This window comes from Haliea sp. (assembly GCF_040221975.1).
Classification (GTDB): Bacteria; Pseudomonadota; Gammaproteobacteria; order Pseudomonadales; family Halieaceae; genus Haliea.
On the sequence record NZ_JAVJWR010000023.1, the window covers coordinates 148,720 to 173,333 of the forward strand.

Consider the following 24,614-nt stretch of genomic DNA (forward strand, 5'->3'; position numbering starts at 1 on the left):
AAGCCCCGCCATTTCGGGGTATCATGGCGGCCTTGCAGTTACCGGAGGCCACCATGAGCCGATTCATCCTCGCCCTGCTGCTGTGGGGCGCCACCCTTGCCGGCGCCGCGCCAGCGGACGACTTCCAGCGCATTGTCGATGCGCACTGGCAATGGCATCTGCAGCAATATCCCCAGCTTCGCACCCAGCTTGGCGACAGTAGCGCCAATGATCGCTGGGAGGACATGAGTCTCGCCGCACATATCGCCCGCGATGCCCGCCGCAGTGAGTTCCTGGCGCAGCTGGCAGCAATCGATGTGGCGGCGTTGTCCGACCAGGAACAGCTCAGCCACGCCATGTTGCTGCAGCGCCTGCAGGGGGAGCGCGCAGCCCAGGCGCTGGGCCTGCATCTGATGCCGGTCAACATACGCTCTGGCCCCCAGCATTTGCATACGCTGGCGGAGCAGATCGATTTTCGCCGCGAACAGGACTACCGCGCCTGGCTGGTGCGTCTGCAGGCACTTCCCGACCTGCTGCTGCAGTACCGGGAACTGCTGGAGGAGGGCATTCTGCAGCAGCGTACCCAGGCCCGCATCGTCATGGAGCGGGTACCTGGGCAGATCGATCGCCTGCTGGCAGGCCCACCTGAGGACAGCCCGTTTTATCAGCCGTTCCGCAATGCCCCGCCGGAACTTTCCGTCGCTCAGGTAGCGGAGCTTCGACGCAGCGCTGCCCAGGTGATTCGCACCCAGGTCAATCCGGCGCTGGCGGAGTTCCGGGATTTTCTCAGTGCGGTCTACCTGCCTGCCTGTCGTGATCAGCCGGGTATCGGCAGCCTGCCGGGTGGCGGGGAACTGTACCGTCACCTCGCCCGTCATTTCACCACCACCGACATGACCCCGGAGGCCATTCACGAGATCGGCAAGTCGGAAGTGGCGCGCATTCTGGAAGAGATGGAAGAGGTCAAGGACAGCGTTGATTTCGACGGTGACCTGCAGGCGTTCAACGACTTCCTGCGCACCGATCCGCAGTTCTACTACGACACCCCGGAAGCGCTGTTTGAAGGCTACCTGGCGGTCTCCAAGCGGCTGGACCCGGAGCTGGTCAAATTGTTCGGCAAGCTGCCGCGCATGCCCTACGGCGTGCGCCCGATTCCGGACACCATCGCGCCGGATACGACCACTGCCTACTACAGCCGTCCAGCCGCCAACGGCACCCGCGCGGGGTACTACTACGTCAACCTGCACCGCCCCGAGGTACGGCCGAAGTACGAAATGGAAGTCCTCAGCGTGCACGAGGCGGTGCCCGGCCATCACCTGCAGATCGCCCTGGCCCAGGAGCTGGAAGGGCTGCCCATGTTCCGCAGTACTGGCGGTGAGACCGCGTTTGTCGAGGGTTGGGGCCTGTACTCGGAGCGCCTGGGTTACGACATGGGGCTGTATACCGACCCTTACTCACGCTACGGCCAGCTCACCTATGACATGTGGCGGGCGGTGCGTCTGGTCGTGGATACCGGCATCCATTACTTTGGCTGGAGCCGGGAGCAGGCCATCGACTACTTCAAGGACAATGCGGCCAAGACCGAGACCGATATCGTCAACGAGATCGACCGCTATATCGGCTGGCCGGGACAGGCCCTCGCCTACAAGATCGGCCAGCTGAAGATACTGGAGCTGCGCGCACGTGCGGAACAGACGCTGGGCGAACGTTTCGATATCCGCGCCTTCCACGACCACCTGCTCAGTGCCGGGGCGATTCCGCTGGATGCGCTGGAGCAGCGCATGGACGCCTGGATCGGTGCCCAGCGCGGCTGATCAGGCTGACACAGCAGCCCGGTGGGGCAGGGCAGCCGCCGGGGACTGCCCCAGCAGGCTGCTGTAGCGTGCCTCCAGGCCGCTGCAGGTGTCCCGCACGCTGCCTGTCGCTGTGGGCTCCAGCGGCGGCAGCACACTGATGCGGATGGTCGCGGGGCGAATCAGGAAGCCGCCCTTGGGCAGGGCGTCTTTCACGTTGTGCAGTACGATCGGCACGATGGGCACGCCCATCTTGCGGGCCAGGAAAAAGGCACCGTGCTTGAAGGGCTGGATGTGGCCCAGGGTGCTGCGGGTGCCTTCAGGAGCAATGACCAGGGAGCGGCCGCTGGCCAACACTGCCTGAGCTTCCTGCAGAACCGCCGACTGGTTGCTGGCCTGGCGGTCGACGAAGATGGTTCCCGCCTGTTGCAGCAGCGATCCCAGTACCGGGATCGCCGCCATCTCCTGTTTGCAGAAGGGCACTACATCCCGTCGCAGGAGATGGGCAAGCACCATGGCATCCAGCAGGCTTTGGTGATTGAACACGAAAATCGCCGGGCGCCGCTGTTGCAGGTATTCGGCACCCTCAATATCAAACTCCAGCCCGGCAAAGCCGCTGCCCAGATCGCCCAGCAACTGGGTAACGCGATTGGCATTGGCAAAGCGGGGCAGCCCCAGACGCTTGCCGATCGCACCGACCATCGCCGTCGCCGTTACCGCCTGTCCGGTTAGCGCCGTGCGCAGCAGGGATTCGACATCCGGCAGGCCCCGGCTGGCGAAACTGAGCTGGGGCCAGCGTTGGCTGCGGGCGTGGGCGCCGAGACTGTCGGAGGGGTTCACCGCCACCGGGTGTCCCACCAGTTTCAGCAGCGGCAGGTCGGCGCTGGAATCGGTATAGAACCAGCACTTGTCCAGCCCGGTGTTGTCGCGCCGGGCAACCCGTCGCGCCGCCAGGGCCTTGCCCTCACCGTAGCACATGGGGCTGATCACCTTGCCGGTGAAACGTCCCTCGAGCACTTCCAGCCGGGTGCAGCAGATTTCCTCGATACCCAGCAGACGGGCGATGGGTTCCACCTGGTAGTGGCTCGCCGCGGTGACGATCACCAGTTTGTGGCCGGCGGCCCGGTGCGCTTCCACCAGGCTGATGGCTTCCCGGTACAGGCTCCTTGCGAGGTGTCGTTGGCAGGCCAGTTCACCCAGTTGTCGCAGGCTGTCCTCGGAGATGCCCGCCAGCGCCCGGCTCAGGCGCCGCACCAGCTTGTGGTAGTTGCCGCCGCTTTCCCGCTGGCGCTGCCCCAGCGCATCCCGGAGCATTTTCAGGGACTGGCGCAGCTCGCCGCGGCCGAGTCCGGCGCGGGCGGTTTCCAGCGCCAGTGCAAGAATCGAGTAACCTGCGATCAGGGTGCCATCGAGGTCGAAGAATGCCACGGCTCCCGCTCCCCTGGCGTTGCTGATGGCGTCGAGGTGCTGTTCCAGTGCCTGCTCGCTCATGCTGTGACTCCTGGTGGGCTGCAAGCCCTGCGGGTGGTGGCGGGAGGGTTACGCTTGCTCCTGTAGGCAGCAGCAAGAACCTTGCCAGTTCACTCAATCATGCATTGCGCCTGTGACAGCCGCATTAAACGGCAGGCCGGGAGGATGCTGATGCGATTACCGCAGCGTACCGCACCAGAGTGGTGCGGAAGCACAAGTCGCTGCACCGCCATTGGCCCCAACCCCGGCGTCGGCTACCATGGCGCAATGCTGCTCGCCGACCTGCCTCGCCTCCCCGTCACCGATGTGCTGCCCGCGCTGCGCACGGCCTTGGCGGCGGGCAGCGATGCGGTGCTGGAGGCGCCGCCGGGTGCTGGCAAGACCACACTGGTACCGCTGGCATTGTTGGCGGAAGACTGGCTGGCCGGGCAGATCATCCTGCTGGTGCAGCCGCGCCGGGTGGCTGCCCGCGCTGCGGCAGCGCGCATGGCTGAGCTGCTGGGGGAGCAGCCCGGCGGCCGGGTCGGTTACCGCATCCGGCTGGAAAACAGGGTCGGACCCGCAACCCGTATCGAGGTGATCACCGAGGGTATCCTGACCCGTCGTCTGCAACGGGATCCGGCCCTGGGTGGCGTCGGCCTGGTCATCTTCGACGAGTTTCACGAGCGCAACCTGGATTCCGAGCTGGGCCTGGCGCTGGTACTGCAGGGGCGGGCCCTGTTTCGGGAGGAGCCGCTGCGGCTGCTGGTGATGTCGGCCACCCTGCAGGGCGTACCGGTGGCGGGGTTGCTGGCCGCTCCGGTGCTGCTGCATTCCGAGGGCCGCCAGTACCCCGTGAAAGTGCTGCATGGCGCGGGTCTGGCTGCCGGCGCATCCGTAGTGGCCCCGGCAGTGGCAGCGATTCGGGAGGCTCTTGCCGAGCGCGCGGGCAGCGTACTGGTGTTCCTGCCCGGGCAGACTGAAATCCGCCGCGTTGCCCGGGAGTTGACGCCGCTGCTGCCCGCGGATGTGACCCTGGCGCCGCTTTACGGTGGCTTGCCGCTGGCACGCCAGCAACAGGCGATTTCACCCTGCCCGGAGGGACGGCGCAAGGTGGTGCTGGCGACCAACATTGCCGAGACCAGCCTGACTATCGAGGGCGTGACCACGGTGATCGACAGCGGCCTTGAGCGGCAGGCCCTGTTCGATACTGCAACCGGTACCACCCGTCTTGCCACCCGTCGCATCTCCCGCGCCTCCGCCGTCCAGCGTGCGGGCCGGGCCGGGCGCCTTGGGCCGGGCTTCTGCCTGCGCCTGTTCAGCGAGGAACAGTTCCAGCGCCTGCAGGAACAGCGTACCCCGGAAATTCTGCAGTCGGACCTGGCGCCGCTGGCACTGCAGCTGCTTGCCTGGGGGGTGCAGGACCCCGCTGAGTTGGCCTGGCTGGATCCGCCGCCGGCTGCGAACTACCAGCAGGGGCTCGATGTGCTGGTGCTGTGCGATGCCGCCTTCGGTCGCGACGATGGTAGCTGGCAGCTCACCCCCCACGGTGTGCGCCTGTCACAGATGCCACTGCATCCGCGCCTGGGGCACATGCTGCTGGTGGGCTGCGACATCGACGCACGCGAGACCGCGGCCCTGCTGGCAGCGGTGCTGGCGGAGCGCAACCCGCTGGCCGATCAGGGCACGGAACTGGGGGCGACGCTGGCGGTGTTGCTGGGTGAGCGGCCCTGTCCGTCCAGCTTGCAGGGTTGGTACCGCCGGAGCTGGCAGCAGGCTCGCCGCTATGCACAAATTGTCTCGGACATCTACCAGCCCCGCCGCGGGCCGCTGCAGGTGCCGGCGACGGGTGTCCTGGGCGTGCTGCTGGCCAGCGCCTGGCCCGATCGCATCGCGCGCGCCCGGGAGGGCGGCTGCGGCGGTGACTTCCAGCTGGCCAATGGCCGCAGTGCCAGTGTTCCCGCGGGCGACAGCCTGGGTACCGCCCGCTGGCTGGCAACTGCGGAAATCGGCGGCGCGCACGGTGATTCCGGAGACCGGATCTACAGTGCCACGGCGCTCGATCCGGCCCGCTTCGACGACATCCTGGCGCCGCTGGTGACGCTGGAACAGCGCGCCGAGTGGGATGAGCGTGGCGAACAGTTCGTGGCCCAGCGCCAGCGCCGGGTCGGGCGCCTGGTGCTGGAAAGCCGGCCCCTGGAGCGGCTGCCCGCGGAGGCGCTGGCCACCGCCCTGGCCAGCCTGGTGCGTCGCCGCGGACTGCAGTTGCTGCCCTGGACTCCCGCCCTGCAGCAGTGGCGCGCGCGGGTGCAGCTGTTGTACCGGCTACAGCAGGGTCAGCCGGACAACCCCTGGCCGGATCTGGCCGACGAGGCCCTGCTGGCAACTCTGGAGCAGTGGCTGTTGCCCTATCTGGGCCAGGTGCGGCGGCTGCAGGATTTTGCCCGCCTGGACCTGAAGCAGATCCTGCAGGGGCTGTTGCCCTGGCCATTGCCGCTGGAACTGGAGCGGTTGGCGCCAGAGCGTCTGGTGGTGCCCTCGGGCTCCAGTGTCGCCATCGACTACCATCCGGCAACGCCGGTGCTGGCGGTCAAGCTGCAGGAAATGTTTGGCTGCGCCGAGACTCCGCGCATCGCCGACGGCCGCCAGCCGCTGCAGATTCACCTGCTGTCGCCGGCGCAGCGCCCGCTGCAGGTCACCCAGGACCTCGCCACCTTCTGGCGCAACGTATATCCGCAAGTGAAAAAGGAAATGAAGGGCCGCTACCCGAAACATCCGTGGCCTGATGACCCGCTGACGGCGCTGCCGACGCGCCTGACCAAGCGCGGGGCCGGGACGGCGGGTACGGTGGGGTCTGGTCTCGCATAGTAACATTCCGCGGAATGCTATAATGCGGGGCTTGACCCCACCCCCGGCAGCAGGAGCGCGCAACATGGCAGTACTGGCAAGCGTCATTATTGTGTCTGACTATGACAGTGGTGATGACAAGGGCTGGGACGACCTGCGCAATACCCTGCGAGCGTTGGCAAGCCAGGATTACACCGGCCCCGTGGAATACCTGCTGGCGGAGTCCTCGGCCTTTGCCGCCGCGCTGCCCCCTGATCTGCAGACCCTGCTGCCCGGATTGCGCGTGGTCTTCTTCGATGTGGAGTCGTCCTATGCCCTCAAGAATGCAGGCGCCACCGTGGCGAGCGGGGCATATCTGGGAGTGCTTGACGGCGACTGTGCTCCCGCTCCCGGCTGGTTGCGGCATCTGCTGGCGACGTTTGAACGCTATCCGGATACCGCGGTGGTTAGCGGGCGCACGGTCTACGACAGTCGGGACCCGAAAGAGCGCATTCTCGGTCTCTTGAGTCGCGGCTATCTGGATGTCGGCCAGGCCGGCACCACGGATGGCGTGGCGAACAACAATGCAGGGTTCAGCCGCGAGGCTTTGTTGGCACACCCGTTTCAGGATGACATCGGTCCCTTTGGTGGCAAGTTGCAGTCCGAATCCATGCGTCGTGCCGGACTGCAATTGCGCTTTGAACCCGCGATGCGGGCTGTGCATGCCTATGAAGGCTGGGACATGGAGCGGGACATCCGCTGCAACAGTGGTTACGCCAGCATAATGGTGCGCAAGATTGATCCTGGAATCGAATACGCCTGGCTGTGCCGTCTCGGCGCCATCAGCATTCCGGTTTTCTTCGGCGGCAGGCTGCTGAAGAGCTGGATGACGCTCCTGCGCCTGTGGCGGTACTACGATGTACCGGTTGCCCGAATTCCCTATGCCCTTGGTCTGGCCGCCTACCTGCACTGGCTGGAGATTCCCGGCATGGGCCTGGCTTTCAGCAGAGGCAGGATCACTGCCACGGCCTATCGCTGATGGCGCGTTCCAGCCAGGCACGGAGACCCATTGGTCGCAAGGCTGTGCTGCGGATGCTGCGGGCTGCCACCCCGGCGCCATTGCGGGTGCTCCTCGCCGGGTGGTTGCCGTTGCCGAGCCGTCGCGCGAGTCCGGGCACCTCGGATGTGGAGAGCGCAGTGATCCGGCCGGGTGTCTCCCTCGATGTGTACTGGCTCAGTACCCAGGGCCGGCAGGGGCCGGCAGCGTCCCTGTTGATCTTTGGCGATGAAGTGATGCGGTTCGACTGTCTGGGTCCGGGGGCGGGCCACATGCACCTGAATCTCAAGCAGGTGCGCGGGGTTCCCCATGGTACGGCGGCAAGGCTGTACTTTCGTGAGCAGGACGTCATCGGCCAGATTGAACGGGCGTGCTTTGAGACCGAGCACAATCTCCCCTATGCGCTGACACTGAATGTATCGGCGCGAATCCGGCGCTTGCGCTTTACCAGCGCCGAGATACAGCGCGCGGTCACCTTCCTGCGACAGGCGATGCTGGCGCAGCAGGCTCGGCACGCGTTGCCGGCTGTTGTGGGTTCAGCGTCTGCGCAGCCAGTGCCGCAACCGCCGCCCAAGCCGGGAGACGTCAGCAAGGGCTCCCGATAGCACAGAACGGCGGTGCTCCCCGGGCTCCGGCGGCGAACACACATCTTCGGGCGTCAGCAGGTTCAGCAGTGGCTGCTCGGCGCGAAAGCGGCGCAGGTTTTCCAGCAGCAGATCCAGGGCCCGGCTGTCGCGGTCCGCCAGGCGCGGTGTGAAATGCGGTGTGATCAACAGGTTGGGTGCGTCCCACAACGGGCTGCCAGACGGCAACGGTTCTTCTTCCGCAACGTCTATGGCCGCTCCGGCCAGGTGCTGGCTGTCCAGCGCCTGTAGCAGCGCGGTTTCGTCTATCAGTCCGCCGCGGGCAATATTGATCAGGTATGAACCGGGGTTCATCCGCGCCAGCTCCCGTGCCCCGATGAGGTGCCGGGTGGAATCCGAGAGCGGCAGGGCCAGCACGAGGAAGTCACTGCAGCCCAGCACCTTGTCCAAAGTGTCGCCCGCATCCTTGCTGTAGGTTTCATCTACCCGGTCCGATGCAATGTTGCGGCGCCGATAGGCGACCACCCGCATGTCGAAGGCCCTGGCGCGTCGTGCGAGCTCGATGCCAGTGTGTCCCAGGCCGACGATACCCAGGGTTTTACCGTGCAGTGGCTGCAGGCTTCCCTGTCCGCTGATGCCCCAGCGATGCTGACGCTGCGCGTCGTAAAAGCGGTCCAGACGAAAGGCCAGGGCAAGCATGAACAGCAGCGCATGCTCTGCCAGCGCAGGTGCGGAACGACCGGCCGCTGAAGTGACCTGCAGCCCGCTCGCCAGGATGTCCGGGGTCGCGGACCGGTCGAGGCCGGCGTGCCCACAGTGTACCCACTGCAACCTGGGCGCCTGGAGATAGCGGCCGTCGACGTCACCGTCAATGAAAGCGACGTCGACCTGTTGCAGGGCTGCGGCGATTGCACGCCGATCGCGCCGGTTGACGACATGAACGTCAGCCGGCGCCAACGCCTGGCGCAGCGCAGCCAGCAGAGGCTCTTCCCACGCCAGGGTGACCAGCGCCGAGTGGATGTCTGCCACGGTTTGCGGCTAGTGCACCGCGCTGGCTGTCAAATCCGCAGTCAGGGAGTCGCGAATAACGCTGTCGATGGCGAATTTCTCGACCGGATAGGCGGGGTGGTCGATGCCGGCGTGGATCGGCTCGCCGTTTTTGGCCGCAGTGATCATGTCCGGCGTCAGCTCGAAGCGCATGAAATGCACCGACGAGGTCTTGGTCGCATTGCTGCGCTCCAGGTCTTCATCGGCAATCGGGTAGACCTTCTCGCAGTTGCCGACCTGCAGCCAGACCTTGTCTTCAATGCCGATCATCTTTGCCAGCTGCCGGGCACGTTCCTCGGGGTCGCCGTACTCGATCATGAAAGTGGCCTTCCAGTTGTGGCCGTCGGGAATCAGCGGGTTGTAGGCATCCAGTTCCTCGGCGATGCCGGCGGCCTCGAAAACCTTCTCGATCCGCAACATTTCCTGGATCTGGTACTTGATGGTTAGGGCATCCTCGAAGTAGAGGCGAGCGTGCTCCCCGAGCGCCAGCTGCCGGGTTTTCTTGTGCTCCATTACCCGGGCCCGGAAGTCGGGGCGCTGTTCCGCGTACTCCTCCAGGGACCAGAGGTCGGCGCGTGATAACTGTGTCATCGTGGTCTCCTTGCTCATTACAGGCCATAGGCCATGCGCAACAGGGTCATCGGGTGTTCCGCCTTGTCGACTTTTTCCGACAGATTGGCGATGTGGGTGGCCGCCATCGGGCAGTCGCTGATGAAGTGATCGGGTTCCTGCTGATCCACCTTGCGCACCACCGGCCGGGCAATCTTGACCGACTTGTCGCGGGTCTCCTGCTTGATGGCGTAGGTGCCGTCGTGGCCCGAGCAGCGCTCCTGGGCGGTCACCGTTGTGTCCGGCACCAGGTTGAGCACATCCCGGGTCTTGAGGCCGATGTTCTGCACCCGCTGGTGGCATGCGACCTGGTAGGCAATATCGCCCATAGCATTGGGGAACTCGGTGTTGAGAGCTCCGCCCTTGTGGCGCAGCCAGAGATACTCGAAGGGATCGTAGAAGGCTTTTTTCACCTTCTGTACGTCCGCGTCCTCCGGGAATAGCAGCGGCAGTTCCTGCTTGTACATCAGCACGCAGGAGGGGATGGGGGCGACCAGGTCATAGCCCTGGTCCACCAGTTTCGCCAGCACGGGGATGTTGGCCTCCTTGAGCTTCTGCACTGTCTCCAGGTCGCCCAGCTCAAGCTTGGGCATGCCGCAGCATTTTTCCCTGGGCACGATGTCGATGTGGATGCCATTGTGCTGGAATACCTTGACGAAATCCTCGCCAATTTCCGGACTGTTGTAGTTGCCGTAACAGGTGGCGTAGAGCGCAACCTTGCCGGTGGTTTCGCCCACCGTCTGCGGTTCCAGGTTCTTCACCATGGGCTTGAGGCGTTTGCGCATCGTGTGGCTGTGGAACTGTGGAACCGGTGCCTCGTGGTGAATGCCAAAACCGGATTCCAGTGCCTTGCGGAAGGTGCCGTTGCGGTTCAGGGCATTGACGGTCACATCCACCAGATGAATGGTGGCGAGGCCAAAGGTGGTGTCGGTGCTGGTCAGCACCCGGTCCCGCAGGCGCGCGCCTTCCTTGCGGAAGTGTACGGCCTTGGCCCGCAGCATCAGGTGCGGGAAGTCCACGTTCCACTCGTGGGGCGGGACATAGGGACACTTGGTCATGTAGCAGAGGTCGCAGAGATAACATTGTTCCACGACCTTGTGATAATCGGCTTTGGCGACGCCGTCCACTTCCATGGTCTCGGACTCGTCCACCAGGTCAAACAGGGTGGGGAAGCTGTCACAGAGGCTGACGCAGCGGCGGCAGCCGTGGCAGATGTCATACACGCGCTCGAGTTCAGCGTTGAGTTTGTCCTGATCCCAGAAATCCTCTGAGCGCCACTCGACGGGATGGCGGGTCGGTGCTTCCAGGCTTCCTTCTCTCACGGCAAGTCCTCGTCCACTGGTATCACGTATGAAAAACGGGCTCGCAGGGAGCTACGAACCCGTTCCGGGTGCTGCGTTGTGCCGCGAACCCGGGGCTCGCGGCGCTGTTGCGGGCGCTGCGATCAGGCGTCGAGCTGGTCCAGGGCCTTCTGGAAACGGTTGGCGTGGCTGCGCTCGGCCTTGGCCAGGGTTTCCATCCAGTCCGCGATCTCGTCGAAGCCTTCGTCGCGGGCGGTTTTGGCCATGCCCGGGTACATGTCGGTGTACTCATGGGTCTCGCCGGCAATGGCCGCCTTCAGGTTATCTGAAGTGCCGCCGATGGGCAGGCCGGTCGCCGGGTCACCGGTTTCTTCCAGATATTCCAAATGGCCGTGGGCGTGGCCGGTTTCGCCTTCGGCGGTGGAGCGGAACACGGCGGCCACATCGTTGTAGCCTTCCACATCAGCCTTGGCAGCGAAGTACAGATAGCGTCGGTTGGCCTGGGATTCGCCGGCGAACGCATCTTTCAGGTTCTGTTCGGTTTGGCTTCCTTTCAGGGACATGTTGGTTCTCCTGTTAATATTAACGATCCGTCACAGATGTGCGGTTGGGTAAAATTAGACGATCGGGTACTATTCGTCCAGTAGAAAAAATCATTAAATTTAATCGATAAAACCGATTGGGTGAGCATGAGCCGACAACCGACGCTGAAACAGCTGCGCTACCTCTGTGCGGTCGCGGAACAGGGGCATTTTGGCCAGGCCGCCCGGGCCTGCCACGTGTCCCAGTCCACCCTCAGTGCCGGCATCCTGGAGCTGGAGGAGACCCTGGGTACGCCACTGATTGAGCGCAACAGCCGCCAACTGCTGCTGACCAACCTGGGCGAAGACGTGGTGCGTCGCAGCCGGGATATCCTGAGTGGGGTGGACGACCTGGTAACGCTCTGCGCCGCCTCATCGGAGCCCTTCGCTGGCAAGATGCGCCTCGGTGTCATTCCCACCGTCGCGCCCTTTATCCTGCCGCGCCTGCTCAATCGCCTGCGTGAGGAATACCCGGGTTTTCAGCTATTCATTCGCGAGGACCTGAGCCAGCACCTGGTGGGCGCGCTGCATCACGGCGAACTGGATGTGCTGCTGCTGGCACTGCCATTCCCTGCCGACGGGGTGGAAACCATGGACCTGTTCAGCGATGACTTCCTGCTGGCCAGCCCACCGGGGCACGAACTCGCAGGCCACGGCAAGGTGCGTACCACGCAGCTGAAAGGGGAGGGCCTGCTGTTGCTGGAGGACGGTCACTGCCTGCGCGAGCATGCCCTGAAAGCGTGCAAGTTGCGCGACTCCGATGTGTCCGTGCCCTACCAGGCCACCAGCCTCAACACCATCGTGCAGATGGTGGCCAATGGCATCGGCATCACCCTGCTGCCGCGCATGGCACTGGACGCACAGATCCTGTCCGGTACCAACGTCTGCGTCAGCGAGTTCACCGAGCGCAACGTTGCGCGCACGATCGGCCTGATGTGGCGGCGGAAGACGCCGCGGCGAGCGGAGCTGCGGTTGCTGGGCGAGTTTATCAGAGGATGTCACGCAGAGTGATAGCAGCTGGTGGAGCTCTACCCCGGCCCATCCATTGGTCCTCCCGGCACCCACAAGTAGTCGGTCTAAACATGATCAGGATACTGTTTTCCGACACGAGGGAGCCGAGCAGTTTATTTATCTTCTTGAGGGAACAAATGTTTGGCTGTACTTTCTAACAGAGACATTACCGTCTGCGCGGTCGATTGTCGGCCTGTGTCCGGAGTAGCCTTGAGCAACAGAGATTTCAGGTGAGCAAATCCCTTATATACGTCTGGCTTTTCCTCTGCTCCTGCGGAATGCCGGAATCTGTTTTCGCTGGTGCCGGCGAAGATCCGGTTTACGCTCAAGCTGATTGTCTGGGAGAACAGGTTAACCAGGCATATCTGGATGCAGACGATGCGGATGCTTCCCTGAGTCGTTTCCATTTGCCGTCCAATCTATCCAGCTCCGAGACAAAGGCGGCAGCCATTGTGGCGGACATTTTGTCGTATCCTCACGCCGGCATTCATCCAATAAGAGCTCCCCCTGCCGTCCGGTAGACCAGTCACCCTGATTTTCGATGTTTGTAGAAGCACCCCTATCTGTGCTCGTGGTATCGATTGGCGGGTCCATGCTGCGCGCGTGACATGGGCTTTACTGATCTGGTGCGGCGAGACATGTGAATAATGGAGCGAGACCTGGTGAAAAAACTACACATGTACCCCACGTTTGAAATAGATGAGTTGGAATATCCCCAGGAGCCCAGCGGTTTGACACTGGCCTCTTCGGCGCTGGATTTTTTTACTGATTTTCGTGACATAACGCCCCTGGTCATTCTGGATTCCACGACGGCGGTTGAAGCCAATAAATTAATGCGCCAAACCCATGTGCGTATGAAGTTTGTTGTAAATAATGCGGGACACTTTGTCGGCGTCGTGGTCGCGGATGATCTTATCGAGCGCAAGATTGTCATGAAGGTTTCTGAAGGCCATGCAAGAGAGACGATCCCGGTCAGTGAGTTCATGACATGCAAAACAGCGATGAAAGCGCTTGATTTTGGCGAGATCGCAACTGCCAGAATTTCAGACGTCATTGCTGCGCTGAAACAGAGCGGGGAGCAGCATTGTCTGGTAGTGGACCGGCAAAACCATAGAGTCCGGGGTATTTTTTCTGCCAGTGACATTTCACGAAAGCTGCATCTTCCGATCAATATTCAGGAGAAATCGAGTTTCTACAAAGTATTCTCGGCTACTGCGTAATGATGCCCTCCCGGTCCACAGTTGCTCAATCTCGTGAAGGGCTTGGCAACTGTGGTCTGCTGAGATTCGAAGTCAATCCGAGTCCGCAGGAGTGACACCTGGACGGTCAAGATTGCTTTCCGAAGTAGTGGCGGCGGAAATTTTCTGCCTCGACCTGTTTGTCCTGATAAAAGCCAGGAATACCAGCAGAACTGAAAGTTGCGCCAGTATCCCTTGCCAGGTGGATTTGACACCTACCCATGCCATTTCAAAACTGACCGGTAAAGGGGTAATACTCATCAGTGCGGCTTCCTGTAGCGCCGACACTGTCTTGCCCATCAGGATAAATGCCAGGGCCAGCAACAGATAAGTGGTAATGGAGAAGAACCGGGCGACAGGTAGTTTTACCGAGTAGCGCACCAGCACCCAGGCCAGTATAGCCAGTAGGGAAACAGCCAGACCGAAGCCGCTGGCAATGACTGGGTACTGATTGATTCCCGCTTGCGTCAGCAGCGTCTGGTAAAACAGAACGGTCTCAAATACCTCTCGGTAGACAGCGATAAATGCCAATAGTGCGAGCCCCCACAAGGTTCCGGCGGTCAAGTGTGCGTTGATGTGTTGCTGGATATAGGCCTGCCACTGGGCAGCATGGGTTTTGCTGTGCATCCAGATTCCGACATATAGCAATACTATCGCCGCCAGCAGCGCCGCGGAACCTTCCATCACTTCCCGACTGGCGCCGCTGATGCTGATCAGGGACTGCGCGGCGGCCCAGGTCGCAATACCGGCTACTAAAGCGGAGACCCAACCGATGTGTACATACCGCATTCCATCCTGTCGGCCCGTTCGGGCCAGAACGGCCACAAGGGCAATGACGACCAGCAGGGCTTCGAGTCCTTCGCGCAGCAGAATGACCAGGCTGGCGCCAAACAGCGTCGCACTGGACAGCATTGAATCGGAAAGCAGGCGATCCGCCTCATCCAGCTGTGCCATGGTTCGCTCCATTGATGTTTCCAGCACGCCAGCTGGCTGCTGTTCTTTTAACAGTCGCGCATTTCCATCATCCCGGCTTCGATTTCCTGACGAAGCGGGGTATCCCGTGCATTCAGGCTGTTTTCTATCGGCTCGAATCCGTCGAGGTAGGCGCTCACCGCCAGCGCTTGTGCGGCAGGATAATCGCCCCGCTCATACGCTGCTTGTGCAAGCAAGAGGTAGTCGCGAGTAATTTTCAGGGGGTTGTCTGCCGCTGCGAACAGCGAGAGTGGATCAGCTCGCAGACTTTCAATTTCCTGCAGTGTTGTCATCGGGAGCTTGGCAGTCAGTTGAGCCGGGCTGTAGGTAACCAGCTGCTGCAGGGTAACACTGGACGCGCTACTCATGCCGGAAGCGCTGCTCTGAAACGCGATTCCGCCAACATGAAACGCCAGTGACCAGCGCTGCTGTTCCGACAAGTGGTCGAAGCCGGGCATCGCAGTTTCGTCGATACCATCGGATATGGCAGCATAGAGGCCCAGCAATGATCGATTCGAAGCCCTCTCTCTATCGCTGAAATTGGTTGGAGCCGGCTCCAGTTGCGCGGCCAACACACCGTCGCCTCTGCCGGAAGGGCCATGGCAAGAGGCACACTGACTTTCAAACAGGGAAGCAGTGGTTGCCGTTGGCAGCAGATGATCGGGTAAGGGTGAGCTCGACATCCGGGCCAGCAAGGCGGTCCGCAGGCTGGCACTGGTTTGTCGAACGGCTGCGGTATCACGTTTGCTTTCGATCGCGAGTTGTAGCGTTCTCGCCTGCTCAACAAGGGCCTCAGTGTTGGTCGAACCTTCCTGGATCAGGATTACGTTTTCCAGAATAAGTCGAGAAAATTCAAGCATTTCCTGATATTCGCCCTTGTTGACCACCTGCCCGTCCTTGACGGCTTCTACATAGTCGACCGCAATATATTCAACCATTTGTGCCAGTTGCGGCACATTGACACTACTGACGCCTGTCTCGGCCTGACCGACGCCAGGATACAGGCATGACAGTGCAAGCAGTAACACCGTGGTATTCAAAACCAGTGGCCTCACGCGTCCGCACGGGTATAGCCTGTGAACCAGCATTGAAGAAACTCCACGTCATTTTTGATAATGATAATCGATATCAATTGTAGCTCGCTGGCTTGTGGTAGAGTCAAGCAGTTCTCATGTAGGCTGTAACGCACCCTGCGGCCAGCGTTCCTGTTCAGGTTGCGGAATTCTGCAGACGTGAACTACGATCGAGTTTGGCTGCTATTGTGGATCAAAGGTGGCACTGTATGAGGTTTCGGAACGAAAGAGCCGGCTCGATGCCCAACAACGCGCAGAGATCACCCCGAACCTCCGCGGCGTTGCAATTCCTGCGCAAACGCACAACGCCATTGCATGCACAACTGGACCGTCGTTCTGATCTGACAACATTGCTCTCCCCTGGTTGCTCGCTGGCAGATTACGGGAAGGCAACGACATCGCTTGCTGAGGCCTTCCGGGGAGTGGATTCCGGTTTTGCCAGGGGTGCGGGACATTGCGCTCCGGCACTCCCGGCATACATGCCACGTCTACCACATCTGCTGACAGATATAGATCGACTCGGTTTAACCGCCTCTGCCTCCCTCGTCCCTGAGCTTTCAGCGCCCACAAGCAACGCGAGCTACCTGGGCATGCGTTACGTTGTTGAAGGCTCGAACCTGGGTTCCCGGGTGATTTATCGGGCGCTCCAGAACTCAATGATTGCCCGGCCCATTGGCGTTGACAAGTGTTACTGGTCGCACGCGCAAACCTGGCAAGATTCCTGGCCGATCCTGTTGCGGCTGCTGGCTAATCTGCGAACTCAGGATGAGTGGGATGAAGCGGCAGACAGCGCCTGTCTCGTGTTTGAACATTTCATCTGGTGTTTGACGCCGGATCGGAGATAACCCATGTCCCAAATTGCGCCAATTGATGATTGCAAGAATGCGGTATTGAAGCACACTGCGTTCATTCAGGGAGATGGTGCATTAGTTGGGGTTGATGCTCATACCCAACTGATCACGGTTTGCTCGGAAAACCTGTCCGAGCTGATGGGTGAAGCGCCGGAGTCGGTATTGGGAAAAGCTGCGGTAGAGGTTTTCGGCAAGCAATGGGGCCAGCTGGCACGGATTGCCGGTGAAGAAGGCAGACACCAGGTTTGTGAGCTGGTTCTTGCCGGAGAGCAGTCGCTCACCGTGGTTGGCCATCGGCGTGGTGATTTCCTTCTGTTTGAGATGAAGCCGGGTTCCCAGCGCATGTCGCCATGGTGGAATCATGCCACACGTACTTCCTTTCTCGATGATTTGGCGGCCACCCGGTCCGTAGAACAGTGCATTGCCCTGTTGGTAGACACCGTTTTTCACCATACCGGTCTTGATCGCGTGATGTGCTACCGCTTTCTGCCGGGCTGGCATGGAGAGGTGATTCGGGAAGCCTGCCGCCCGGGGATCGACGGTTATCTGGGGCTACGCTTTCCAGCCAGCGATCTTCCTGCCAACGCCCGCCAGTTGTATACGCTTAACGCGCACCGGATCATCGCGGGTCTTGAGGAAAAGAACGTACCGCTGTGCTATCGGGACGGTGACAGCCCTGTCCTGGACCTGACCTATTCTATATTGCGCGCGGTTCACCCTGTTCACATTCAATATCTTCGCAACATCGGGGTACAGGCCTCGCTCAGCCTTTCCCTGGTGGTGAACGGAAAACTCTGGGGGCTGGTGGCCTGTCACCACATGACGCAACTGACCATGAGTATCCATGATCGCTTTGCGCTTGAGGAAATTGCCAAGCTGGCTTCGCTTCACCTGAGGAACCTACTGAGCCTCGTCGACCAGGAGCGCGAGAGCAGTTTGCGAGAGAATCTCTCCCTGGTACGCGGCACGCTACAGGCCAGTAGCGACAACCCGCAGAATGGTCTCACCCTTATTCTCAGCAAGCTCCGGGATTTGTTCCACAGTGATGGGGTCTGGCTGCATTTCGAGGGCAAAGACCATTTTGTGGGATTGGTACCCGAGGAGCAGGCGCTTGCGCCGCTGCGCCACTGGCTCGATCTGCTGTCCAAGGAAGCGATCGGGCACTATTTCGAGTTACCGCAATCACTGGCGCGCCACCCCGCCATTGCGCATCATGCGAGTGGCGTACTGCACATCCCTCTCAACCCGTCCGATTATTTGGTGCTGATGCGTCAGGAGGTCGTGCATGTGGTCAATTGGGCGGGGCAGCCTGCCGCGCTGGATGATGACGACAGCTCCTCGCTCACTCCACGCACATCCTTCGCCTCCTGGGCAGAACAGGTGCGCAACAGCGCGGAACCCTGGCATGACAGTGAGGTCAGCTGTGCTGATACACTGCGGGAAGAACTGGTCGATTACATCAATCTGGCTCGACTGGAACAGATCGCCCTGCATGATCCGCTTACCGGGCTGGCAAATCGCCTTCAGTTTGACAAGCATCTTAACCTTGAAGTCCACCAGGTGTTCGCGCGCGGCGGCCAGTTTGCCGTGCACATGATTGATCTCGACAATTTCAAGCCAGTGAATGACACGCTGGGCCATGCCGCTGGTGACGATTTACTCAAGGCCGTATCGCAACGGTTGCTGCAACTGGTCCGCTCGCAGGATACCGTTGCCCGACTTGGCGGCGATGAGTTCGTCATCATCCAATCGGGTGTGTTAGACCAGGAAACCGCATCAGTCATGGCCGAGCGCATTGTGCGGGAGATCGCGAAGCCCTACGAAATCATGGGCACGAAGGTGGAAATCGGCGCCAGCGTAGGTGTGGCCCTGTTTCCAGCAGACTCATCGGATCAAGACGAACTGCTGCATCAGGCAGACATCGCGCTCTACGCCGTCAAGAACTCGGGGCGCAGTGCCTTTTCCTTCTTTACTCCCGCGATGCGCGACGAGGATAAACGAGAGCTGGATGCCAACACGCTGCTGACAGCCATGCAGCAAGAACAATTGGAGATGTTCTATCAACCTATTGTCGATGCCCGCAGTGGCGAACTACGCGGTCTGGAGAGTTTCATCCGTTGGTATCATCCGCAGCAAGGGTTTCTCATCGCTGAGCAGTTCATGCCACGAGTCGAGCACCTCCATCTGGGCCCCGCATTAGGTCGATGGGTACTCGATGAGGTCTTCAGGCAGTACAGACGCTGGCAAGCCTTGGGGCTGCCGAGCGTGCCCATCACCGTCAATATCGACTCTGCACAGTTCGCGTCGCAGGATCTGGCGGGCGATATCCTGGAGCTGGCCAGACACCACGATACGGGCCTGGAATGGCTGCGGCTCGATATCAAAGAAAGCGCCATCCTCAGAGACGTGAATTCCGCTATTCGCAAACTGAAAGCCCTCCGTGACAACGGCGTGGCAGCCCAACTCGACAACTTTGGGAAGGGCTTTGTTTCTCTCGGGTTCATGAATCGCCTGCCATTCATTGGCATCAAGGTGGATGTGTCAGTTCTGCAACAGGCTGATGACACCAAGATGAATATCGCTGTGCTGAGTGTGGTCAAGGCAATTGCCAGGTTATTAAACGCGAAATTGACCATCACCAGGGTTGAAAATGGAGATACTGCAACCTGGCTAGGCAAACAGGCAGTCGATCTACTGCAAGGGTATTGTATTGGCCACCCAATGCCGGCTGGGCAGGTCGCCGACTGGCTGACAATGTCCCGGTCTACAACACCCGCACCCTGAAGCTCTTTCCCTTCATCTTGCCCCGTTCCAATTTCTGTAGCGCGTCGCTGGCTACCGCCCGACGCACCGCCACGCAGGACCAGTTGTCGTACAGGGCGATTCTGCCTACGTCATTGCCGTCGATACCGTGTTCGCCGGTGAGGGCGCCGAGGATATCCCCGGGCCGGATTTTCTGTTTCTTGCCACCGGCAATTTCCAGGCTCACCATCGGCGGTTTATAGCCGGGTTTTTTCAGCAGGGCCGCCGGGGGCAGGGGAGCGGGCTCAATGGGCGTGCCCAGCATTGTCTCCAGTCGGGCCAGCTTGTGCCGCTCCGTGTCACTGAACAGGGTGCAGGCGAGGCCGCTACTGCCGGCTCGACCGGTGCGGCCGATACGGTGCACGTAGACGTCGAGGTCGCGCGGGATGTGATAGTTGATGACCGCATCGAGGGCGTCAATATCCAGGCCGCGGGCGGCGACATCCGTGGCTACCAGTACCGAGACGCTCTTGTTGGCGAATTGCACCAGGGTGCGGTCGCGATCGCGCTGCTCCAGGTCGCCGTGCAGGGCCATGACGCTGAATCCCTTGCGGGCCAGCTCCGTAGCAACTTCCGCACATTCCACTTTGGTGTTGCAGAACACTACTGCCGAGTCGGGGCGGTGCTCAAGCAGCAGCAGGCGCAGGGCGGTGGCGCGCTCATCATCGGCGACCAGATGGAACACCTGGGTGATGCTGGCGCTGTCGTGGGTGGATTCCACCTGCACGTGTTCCGGCTCGCGCAGTACGCGCTGCGCGATATCGGCGATACCCGGCGGGAAGGTGGCGCTGAACAGCAGGGTCTGGCGGTCCCCGGGGACATGTTCGAGGATGGCGTCCAGCGAGGGCTGGAAACCCATGTCCAGCATACGGTCGGCCTCATCCAGTACCAGGGTGGTGACCCAGTCGAGTTTCAGGGAACCCTTGCCCAGATGTTCCTCAATGCGTCCCGGCGTGCCCACGATGATGTGCGCGCCATGCTCGAGGGAGCCGATCTGGGGCCCGAAGGGCATGCCGCCGCACAGGGTCAGCACCTTGATGTTGTGGATGCCGCGCCCGAGGCGGCGGATCTCCTTGGCCACCTGATCCGCCAGCTCGCGGGTGGGGCAGAGCACCAGTGCCTGCACGGCAAAGCGCTTGACGTCCAGCTTCTGCAGCAGCCCCAGGCCGAAGGCGGCAGTCTTGCCGGAGCCGGTCTTGCCCTGGCCGATGACATCGCGTCCGGCCAGGATGGGCGGCAGGCTGCGGGCCTGGATCGGGGTCATGCGGTGGTAGTCCAGCGTGGCAAGGTTGGCCAGCAGGTCGGCATTGAGGCCAAGCGAATCGAAGGCAGTGGTCACGTGTTTGTCCTTGGGCCGTGGTTTGACGAAACGGCAACTTTGGTCTTGACTTGAGGTCACAGCAGGAAGACAGCTCAGGGCAGCGATGGCCACTGAACCCTGAGGGTATGGTACCACTTTCGGGACTGTTCCCGCTGATTCGTGGTCATCGATGGTTTTCTCCAGGTGCGAAAAGAGCCGCAAGGAGGGACGTGATGGCAACGACGACACACTATCGGGACCAGCAGTCTCTGCAGGTCAATCACCGCATGCACCTGTTTCGCCCCTTTGCCTGGCTGGTCGATGCCGGCAGGGATTTTCTGGCCCACCCTCTGGCGAGCATGGCCTATGGCGCGTTGGTCGCTGTGCTGGGTGCCCTGGTACTCGCCTATCAGCGCCATCCTCTCTTCATCGCGTCGGCAATATTGGGCTTTCTGGTAATAGGGCCGGTGTTTGCGGCTGGTCTTTGTGAACTGTCGCGCAGGCGAGCCCGCGGGGAGGTTGTCAATTTCGATACCTCGCTGCAGGTACTGGTGCGCTGCCGCCAGCCACTGGTCAAGCTGGTCTGGGCGCTGCTGGTGTGCGCCCTGGTCGTCGCTGGCTTCGCCACCTGGCTGCTGGGGCTGGTAGTCATCTTTCCCCTGCTGGGGCATGCCACCTGGCGCATCTACGAAGACTGCGGGCGCCAGGAGCGGTAGCTCCGCCCCCGTCCACGCTTGCTCAGCACCAGCTGCCACAGCTGCCCCTTGCGGCTGCGGAAATATCCCGCGCAGCTGCACAGGTAGTAGCGCCACATGCGCCGGAAGCGCTCGTCGTATCGAGAGCCAAGCCGGGGCCAGGCGGCATCGAAATTGTGCAGCCAGGCCATCAGGGTACGGTCGTAGTCCGGCCCGAAATTATGCCAGTCTTCCAGCAAAAACCGGTCCTCAAGCGCCGCGGTCATTTCCGCAGCGGATGGCAGCTTGCCATTCGGAAAAATGTACTTCTGGATCCAGGGCTCGGTTCTGGCCGTGGTGACATGGCTGCCGATGGTGTGCAGCAGAACCAGGCCCTGGTCGCGAAGCAGCCGGGACAGGGTCTCGAAATAGGTGCGGTAGTTGCGCGGACCCACGTGCTCGAACATGCCCACGGAGGCGATCTTGTCGAAATTGCCCTGCAGTTCGCGGTAGTCCGCCAGCCGGATCTCCACCGGCAGGTCCCGGCAGCGGGTCTGCGCCAGCGCCTGCTGTTCCCTGGAAACCGTGATGCCGACAACGTCGGCGCCGTAGTGGCGCGCGGCCCAGGCAGCCAGGCTGCCCCAGCCGCAGCCGACATCCAGCAGGCGCTCGCCCGGCGCCAGTTCCAGCTTTCGGCAGATCATGTCGAGCTTGTGGGCCTGAGCCTGCTCCAGGTCACTGGCGTGCTCCCAGTAGCCGCAGGAGTAGGTCATCTGTGAATCCAGCATGGCGCTAAACACGTCGTTGCCGATGTCGTAGTGTTGCTCCGCCACCTGAAAGGCGCGCTGCGGTGCCTGCAGGTTGACCAGCCGGGACCTGAGAATGGCCAACGCCAGTGTCCAGCGGGCCTGGCCCCGCACCTGGCGTTCCAAATCCGCCCGCAGCAGGCGGTGGCAGAATTCGTCCGGGCGCGGGCAGTCCCACTGCGCGTCCATGTAGGCTTCGCCCAGCCCCAGCGACCAGTCCGAGAGCAGGCGCTGGTAGACGGCGGGATCGTGAATTCGGATATCGTGGGGGGCGGTGCCGTTGACCCGGATGCCGGCTCCGGCCAGCAGGGCCTGAACCTGCGCTGCACCGGGTGGCTCACGGGTGGTGGCGGTTGCCATCTGATTCACTGTCGTACCCTCCTGCGCGGCATTGCTGCCACGCTGTTGGTGCAAACTGGAACGGTGACAGTATAGACAATGCGGATGCGACAGGCGTGCCGCCGCTCAGCCAGGTGTGATTAGCGGCGTGCCCGGGACTTGCGCGCCGCGGGATTGCGCGGCAGCCCATTGTGCTGGGTGGCAAAGCTGGCAGTCCCCGCCGGCACCCGCTGGTGGCGCTTGGCGGGTTGCCGCGGCGGCACCAGGTGCATCTTGCCGTTGCCGATCAGGTCCGCGCGGCCCATCTTCTTCAGTGCTGTACGCAGTTCCGGCCAGTTGTCCGGATCGTGGTAGCGCAGGAAGGCCTTGTGCAGGCGGCGCTGGGAAAGTTTCTGCACAGTGGGCATGGTCTCGCTACCCCGGGTTACGCGCTTGAGCGGGTTCTTGCCGGTATGATACATGGCGGTGGCGGTGGCCATGGGCGAGGGGTAGAAGGTCTGCACCTGGTCGGCCCGGAACTTGTTGCGCTTCAGCCACAGCGCCAGGTTCATCATGTCCTCATCGCGGGTACCGGGGTGGGCGGCGATGAAGTAGGGGATCAGGTATTGCTGCTTGCCAGCTTCCTTCGAGTACTTCTCGAACAGGGTCTTGAAGCGGTCATAGCTGCCCATGCCCGGCTTCATCATCTTCGACAGCGGGCCTTCCTCGGTATGTTCGGGGGCGATTTTCAGATAGCCGCCGACGTGGTGCTTGACCAGCTCCTCCACATATTCCGGGGTTTCCACTGCCAGGTCGTAGCGCAGGCCGGAAGCGATCAGCACCTTCTTGACCCCGGTCACGGCGCGGGCGCGGCGGTACAGACTGATCAGGGGAGTCTGGTCGGTATTCAAATTCTTGCATATGCCTGGATAGACACAACTGAGCTTGCGGCAAGCTGCCTCAATGGTCTTGCTCTTGCAGGCCACTCGCCACATGTTGGCGGTGGGGCCACCCAGGTCCGAGATCACGCCGGTAAAGGCAGGGGAGGTGTCGCGGATGCGCTCCACCTCGCGGATGATGGAGTCCTCGGAGCGGTTCTGGATAATGCGGCCTTCGTGCTCGGTAATCGAGCAGAAGGTGCAGCCGCCAAAGCAGCCGCGCATGATGTTGACCGAGTGCCGGATCATCTCGTAGGCAGGAATGCGGGCATCGCCATAACTGGAATGTGGCAGGCGGGTGTAGGGCTGTTCGAACACCAGGTCCAGCTCTTCTGTCTCCAGTGGAATCGGGGGCGGGTTCAGCCACACGTCCCGGTCGCCGTGGGCCTGCACCAGGGGCCGCGCGTTGTGCGGGTTGGTTTCCTTGTGCAGGATGCGCGAGGCGTGGGCGTACAGGGCCGGATCGTCCCGCACCTGTTCGTAGGCTGGCAGGCGAATGACCGCGGGATTGTCGTCCCGTGGTCGGTCCAGCAGGGTAACAGTGACTGTCTCAGCTTCGGCGGCGCCTTCCTCGCTGGTGTTGGCACAGGCCTCGGTGCGGGTGTCGAGATAAGGATTGATGGGCGCTTCCACCGGGCCGATGACGTCCAGGTGGCTGGAATCGATGACCCGGTAGTGCTCCGGCAGCCGCTTGCAGACATAGGCGGTGCCGCGCAGGTCGCGGATCTGCTGCACCGGCTCGCCGGCGGCGAGACGGTGGGCGACGTCGACCAGGGCGCGCTCGGCGTTGCCATAGAGCAGCAGGTCGGCACAGGAATCGAGCAGGATCGAGCGGCGTACCTTGTCGCTCCAGTAATCGTAGTGGGCGATACGACGCAGGCTGGCCTCGATGCTGCCGATAATCAGCGGCACATCCTTGTACGCCTCCCGCACCCGCTGGCTATAGACGATCACCGCCCGATCCGGGCGCTTGCCGCCGACATTGCCGGGGGTGTAGGCATCGTCGTTGCGGCGTTTCTTGTCCGCCGTGTAGCGATTGATCATGGAGTCCATGTTGCCGGCGGCGACGCCGAAGAACAGGTTGGGCTTGCCCAGCACCTTGAAGGGATCGGCGCTGGTCCAGTCGGGCTGGGCGATGATGCCGACCCGGAAGCCCTGTGCCTCCAGAGTCCGGCCCACCACCGCCATGCCGAAGCTGGGATGGTCTACATAGGCATCGCCGGTGACGATGATGATGTCGCAGCTGTCCCAGCCCAGGGCATCCATTTCCGCGCGCGACATGGGCAGCTCCGGAGCCGGACCAAAGCACTCCGCCCAGTACTTGCGGTAGGAGAAGAGTGGCTGACTGTGGACTGAGGTCGACATTGCGATGGCTGCGGGAGGAGAATGAGGGTGACATTGTACG

At 61.9% G+C, this 24,614-nt stretch carries 19 protein-coding genes; 9 read left to right on the top strand and 10 right to left on the bottom strand.

Annotated elements, in window-relative coordinates:
* Positions 1-53 precede the first annotated feature (53 nt).
* Positions 54-1,793, top strand: coding sequence for a DUF885 domain-containing protein (locus RLO07_RS09245; protein ID WP_462291843.1), 1,740 nt, complete (start codon positions 54-56; stop codon positions 1,791-1,793).
* On the opposite strand, the gene RLO07_RS09250 is transcribed toward RLO07_RS09245, so the two are convergent.
* Entirely contained in the window at positions 1,794-3,263 is a 1,470-nt protein-coding gene (locus RLO07_RS09250; protein WP_462291844.1) for an HAD-IB family hydrolase, read from the bottom strand.
* A 150-nt stretch (positions 3,264-3,413) separates the two neighbouring features.
* On the opposite strand from RLO07_RS09250, the gene hrpB reads away from it, so the two are divergent.
* The 3 genes from hrpB to RLO07_RS09265 all read left to right on the top strand — a co-directional run bounded on the left by hrpB (position 3,414) and on the right by RLO07_RS09265 (position 7,709).
* Entirely contained in the window at positions 3,414-6,089 is a 2,676-nt protein-coding gene (gene hrpB / locus RLO07_RS09255) for an ATP-dependent helicase HrpB (RefSeq protein ID WP_462291845.1), read from the top strand.
* A gap of 64 nt (positions 6,090-6,153) precedes the next feature.
* Positions 6,154-7,086, top strand: a complete 933-nt coding sequence (locus RLO07_RS09260) for a glycosyltransferase (protein WP_462291846.1) — start codon at positions 6,154-6,156, stop codon at positions 7,084-7,086.
* A complete protein-coding gene (locus RLO07_RS09265) occupies positions 7,086-7,709 on the top strand; it encodes a hypothetical protein (RefSeq protein WP_462291847.1) in 624 nt (207 codons plus the stop codon). Before RLO07_RS09260 ends, RLO07_RS09265 begins: the two co-directional genes overlap by 1 nt.
* On the opposite strand, the gene RLO07_RS09270 is transcribed toward RLO07_RS09265, so the two are convergent.
* The 4 genes from RLO07_RS09270 to RLO07_RS09285 all read right to left on the bottom strand — a co-directional run bounded on the left by RLO07_RS09270 (position 7,641) and on the right by RLO07_RS09285 (position 11,208).
* Positions 7,641-8,717, bottom strand: coding sequence for a D-2-hydroxyacid dehydrogenase (locus tag RLO07_RS09270; RefSeq protein ID WP_462291848.1), 1,077 nt, complete (start codon positions 8,715-8,717; stop codon positions 7,641-7,643). The genes RLO07_RS09265 and RLO07_RS09270 overlap by 69 nt on opposite strands.
* A gap of 9 nt (positions 8,718-8,726) precedes the next feature.
* Complete coding sequence (locus RLO07_RS09275) at positions 8,727-9,326, bottom strand: DUF3501 family protein (RefSeq protein WP_462291849.1); 600 nt, start codon at positions 9,324-9,326, stop codon at positions 8,727-8,729.
* Positions 9,327-9,343: 17 nt separating this feature from the next.
* The gene (locus RLO07_RS09280; protein WP_462291850.1) at positions 9,344-10,666 is read right to left on the bottom strand and encodes a heterodisulfide reductase-related iron-sulfur binding cluster; all 1,323 of its coding nucleotides are present in this window, start codon (positions 10,664-10,666) and stop codon (positions 9,344-9,346) included.
* A gap of 122 nt (positions 10,667-10,788) precedes the next feature.
* Entirely contained in the window at positions 10,789-11,208 is a 420-nt protein-coding gene (locus tag RLO07_RS09285) for a rubrerythrin family protein (RefSeq protein ID WP_462291851.1), read from the bottom strand.
* 126 nt (positions 11,209-11,334) lie between these two features.
* On the opposite strand from RLO07_RS09285, the gene RLO07_RS09290 reads away from it, so the two are divergent.
* Positions 11,335-12,237, top strand: coding sequence for a hydrogen peroxide-inducible genes activator (locus RLO07_RS09290; protein WP_462291852.1), 903 nt, complete (start codon positions 11,335-11,337; stop codon positions 12,235-12,237).
* 662 nt (positions 12,238-12,899) lie between these two features.
* Positions 12,900-13,457 (top strand): CBS domain-containing protein, encoded by a 558-nt coding sequence (locus RLO07_RS09295; protein WP_462291853.1) that lies wholly within the window; start codon positions 12,900-12,902, stop codon positions 13,455-13,457.
* 72 nt (positions 13,458-13,529) lie between these two features.
* Here the strand turns inward: RLO07_RS09295 and RLO07_RS09300 are convergent, their stop codons facing one another.
* Entirely contained in the window at positions 13,530-14,429 is a 900-nt protein-coding gene (locus RLO07_RS09300) for an FTR1 family iron permease (protein WP_462291854.1), read from the bottom strand.
* A 47-nt stretch (positions 14,430-14,476) separates the two neighbouring features.
* Positions 14,477-15,487 carry a c-type cytochrome gene (locus RLO07_RS09305; protein ID WP_462291855.1) on the bottom strand — a complete coding sequence of 337 codons (1,011 nt, stop codon included), beginning with the start codon at positions 15,485-15,487 and terminating at the stop codon, positions 14,477-14,479.
* Between the two features lie 272 nt (positions 15,488-15,759).
* Here RLO07_RS09305 and RLO07_RS09310 point away from each other — a divergent pair, with 272 nt between their 5' ends.
* Positions 15,760-16,365, top strand: coding sequence for a biliverdin-producing heme oxygenase (locus tag RLO07_RS09310; RefSeq protein WP_462291856.1), 606 nt, complete (start codon positions 15,760-15,762; stop codon positions 16,363-16,365).
* A 3-nt stretch (positions 16,366-16,368) separates the two neighbouring features.
* A complete protein-coding gene (locus tag RLO07_RS09315; protein WP_462291857.1) occupies positions 16,369-19,155 on the top strand; it encodes a bifunctional diguanylate cyclase/phosphodiesterase in 2,787 nt (928 codons plus the stop codon).
* On the opposite strand, the gene dbpA is transcribed toward RLO07_RS09315, so the two are convergent.
* Positions 19,136-20,512 carry an ATP-dependent RNA helicase DbpA gene (gene dbpA, locus RLO07_RS09320; protein WP_462291858.1) on the bottom strand — a complete coding sequence of 459 codons (1,377 nt, stop codon included), beginning with the start codon at positions 20,510-20,512 and terminating at the stop codon, positions 19,136-19,138. The genes RLO07_RS09315 and dbpA overlap by 20 nt on opposite strands.
* Before the next feature lie 194 nt (positions 20,513-20,706).
* On the opposite strand from dbpA, the gene RLO07_RS09325 reads away from it, so the two are divergent.
* Complete coding sequence (locus RLO07_RS09325; RefSeq protein ID WP_462291859.1) at positions 20,707-21,189, top strand: DUF2189 domain-containing protein; 483 nt, start codon at positions 20,707-20,709, stop codon at positions 21,187-21,189.
* Here the strand turns inward: RLO07_RS09325 and cfa are convergent.
* Together cfa and RLO07_RS09335 are read right to left on the bottom strand one after the other, a co-directional pair.
* A complete protein-coding gene (gene cfa, locus RLO07_RS09330) occupies positions 21,159-22,313 on the bottom strand; it encodes a cyclopropane fatty acyl phospholipid synthase (RefSeq protein ID WP_462291927.1) in 1,155 nt (384 codons plus the stop codon). The two genes, RLO07_RS09325 and cfa, sit on opposite strands and share 31 nt — an antisense overlap.
* 119 nt (positions 22,314-22,432) lie before the next feature.
* Positions 22,433-24,574, bottom strand: coding sequence for a YgiQ family radical SAM protein (locus RLO07_RS09335; RefSeq protein ID WP_462291860.1), 2,142 nt, complete (start codon positions 24,572-24,574; stop codon positions 22,433-22,435).
* Positions 24,575-24,614: the final 40 nt, after the last annotated feature.

Bases quoted from the DNA above. Each gene is read 5' to 3' on its own strand.
- RLO07_RS09300 (WP_462291854.1), bottom strand. From the start codon at position 14,429: ATGGCACAGCTGGATGAGGCGGATCGCCTGCTTTCCGATTCAATGCTG.
- RLO07_RS09250 (WP_462291844.1), bottom strand. From the start codon at position 3,263: ATGAGCGAGCAGGCACTGGAACAGCACCTCGACGCCATCAGCAACGCC.
- RLO07_RS09315 (WP_462291857.1), top strand. From the start codon at position 16,369: ATGTCCCAAATTGCGCCAATTGATGATTGCAAGAATGCGGTATTGAAG.
- RLO07_RS09335 (WP_462291860.1), bottom strand. From the start codon at position 24,574: ATGTCGACCTCAGTCCACAGTCAGCCACTCTTCTCCTACCGCAAGTAC.
- RLO07_RS09285 (WP_462291851.1), bottom strand. From the start codon at position 11,208: ATGTCCCTGAAAGGAAGCCAAACCGAACAGAACCTGAAAGATGCGTTC.
- RLO07_RS09260 (WP_462291846.1), top strand. From the start codon at position 6,154: ATGGCAGTACTGGCAAGCGTCATTATTGTGTCTGACTATGACAGTGGT.
- RLO07_RS09310 (WP_462291856.1), top strand. From the start codon at position 15,760: ATGCCCAACAACGCGCAGAGATCACCCCGAACCTCCGCGGCGTTGCAA.
- hrpB (WP_462291845.1), top strand. From the start codon at position 3,414: ATGCGATTACCGCAGCGTACCGCACCAGAGTGGTGCGGAAGCACAAGT.
- RLO07_RS09325 (WP_462291859.1), top strand. From the start codon at position 20,707: ATGGCAACGACGACACACTATCGGGACCAGCAGTCTCTGCAGGTCAAT.
- cfa (WP_462291927.1), bottom strand. From the start codon at position 22,313: ATGGCAACCGCCACCACCCGTGAGCCACCCGGTGCAGCGCAGGTTCAG.
- RLO07_RS09290 (WP_462291852.1), top strand. From the start codon at position 11,335: ATGAGCCGACAACCGACGCTGAAACAGCTGCGCTACCTCTGTGCGGTC.
- RLO07_RS09265 (WP_462291847.1), top strand. From the start codon at position 7,086: ATGGCGCGTTCCAGCCAGGCACGGAGACCCATTGGTCGCAAGGCTGTG.
- RLO07_RS09245 (WP_462291843.1), top strand. From the start codon at position 54: ATGAGCCGATTCATCCTCGCCCTGCTGCTGTGGGGCGCCACCCTTGCC.
- RLO07_RS09275 (WP_462291849.1), bottom strand. From the start codon at position 9,326: ATGACACAGTTATCACGCGCCGACCTCTGGTCCCTGGAGGAGTACGCG.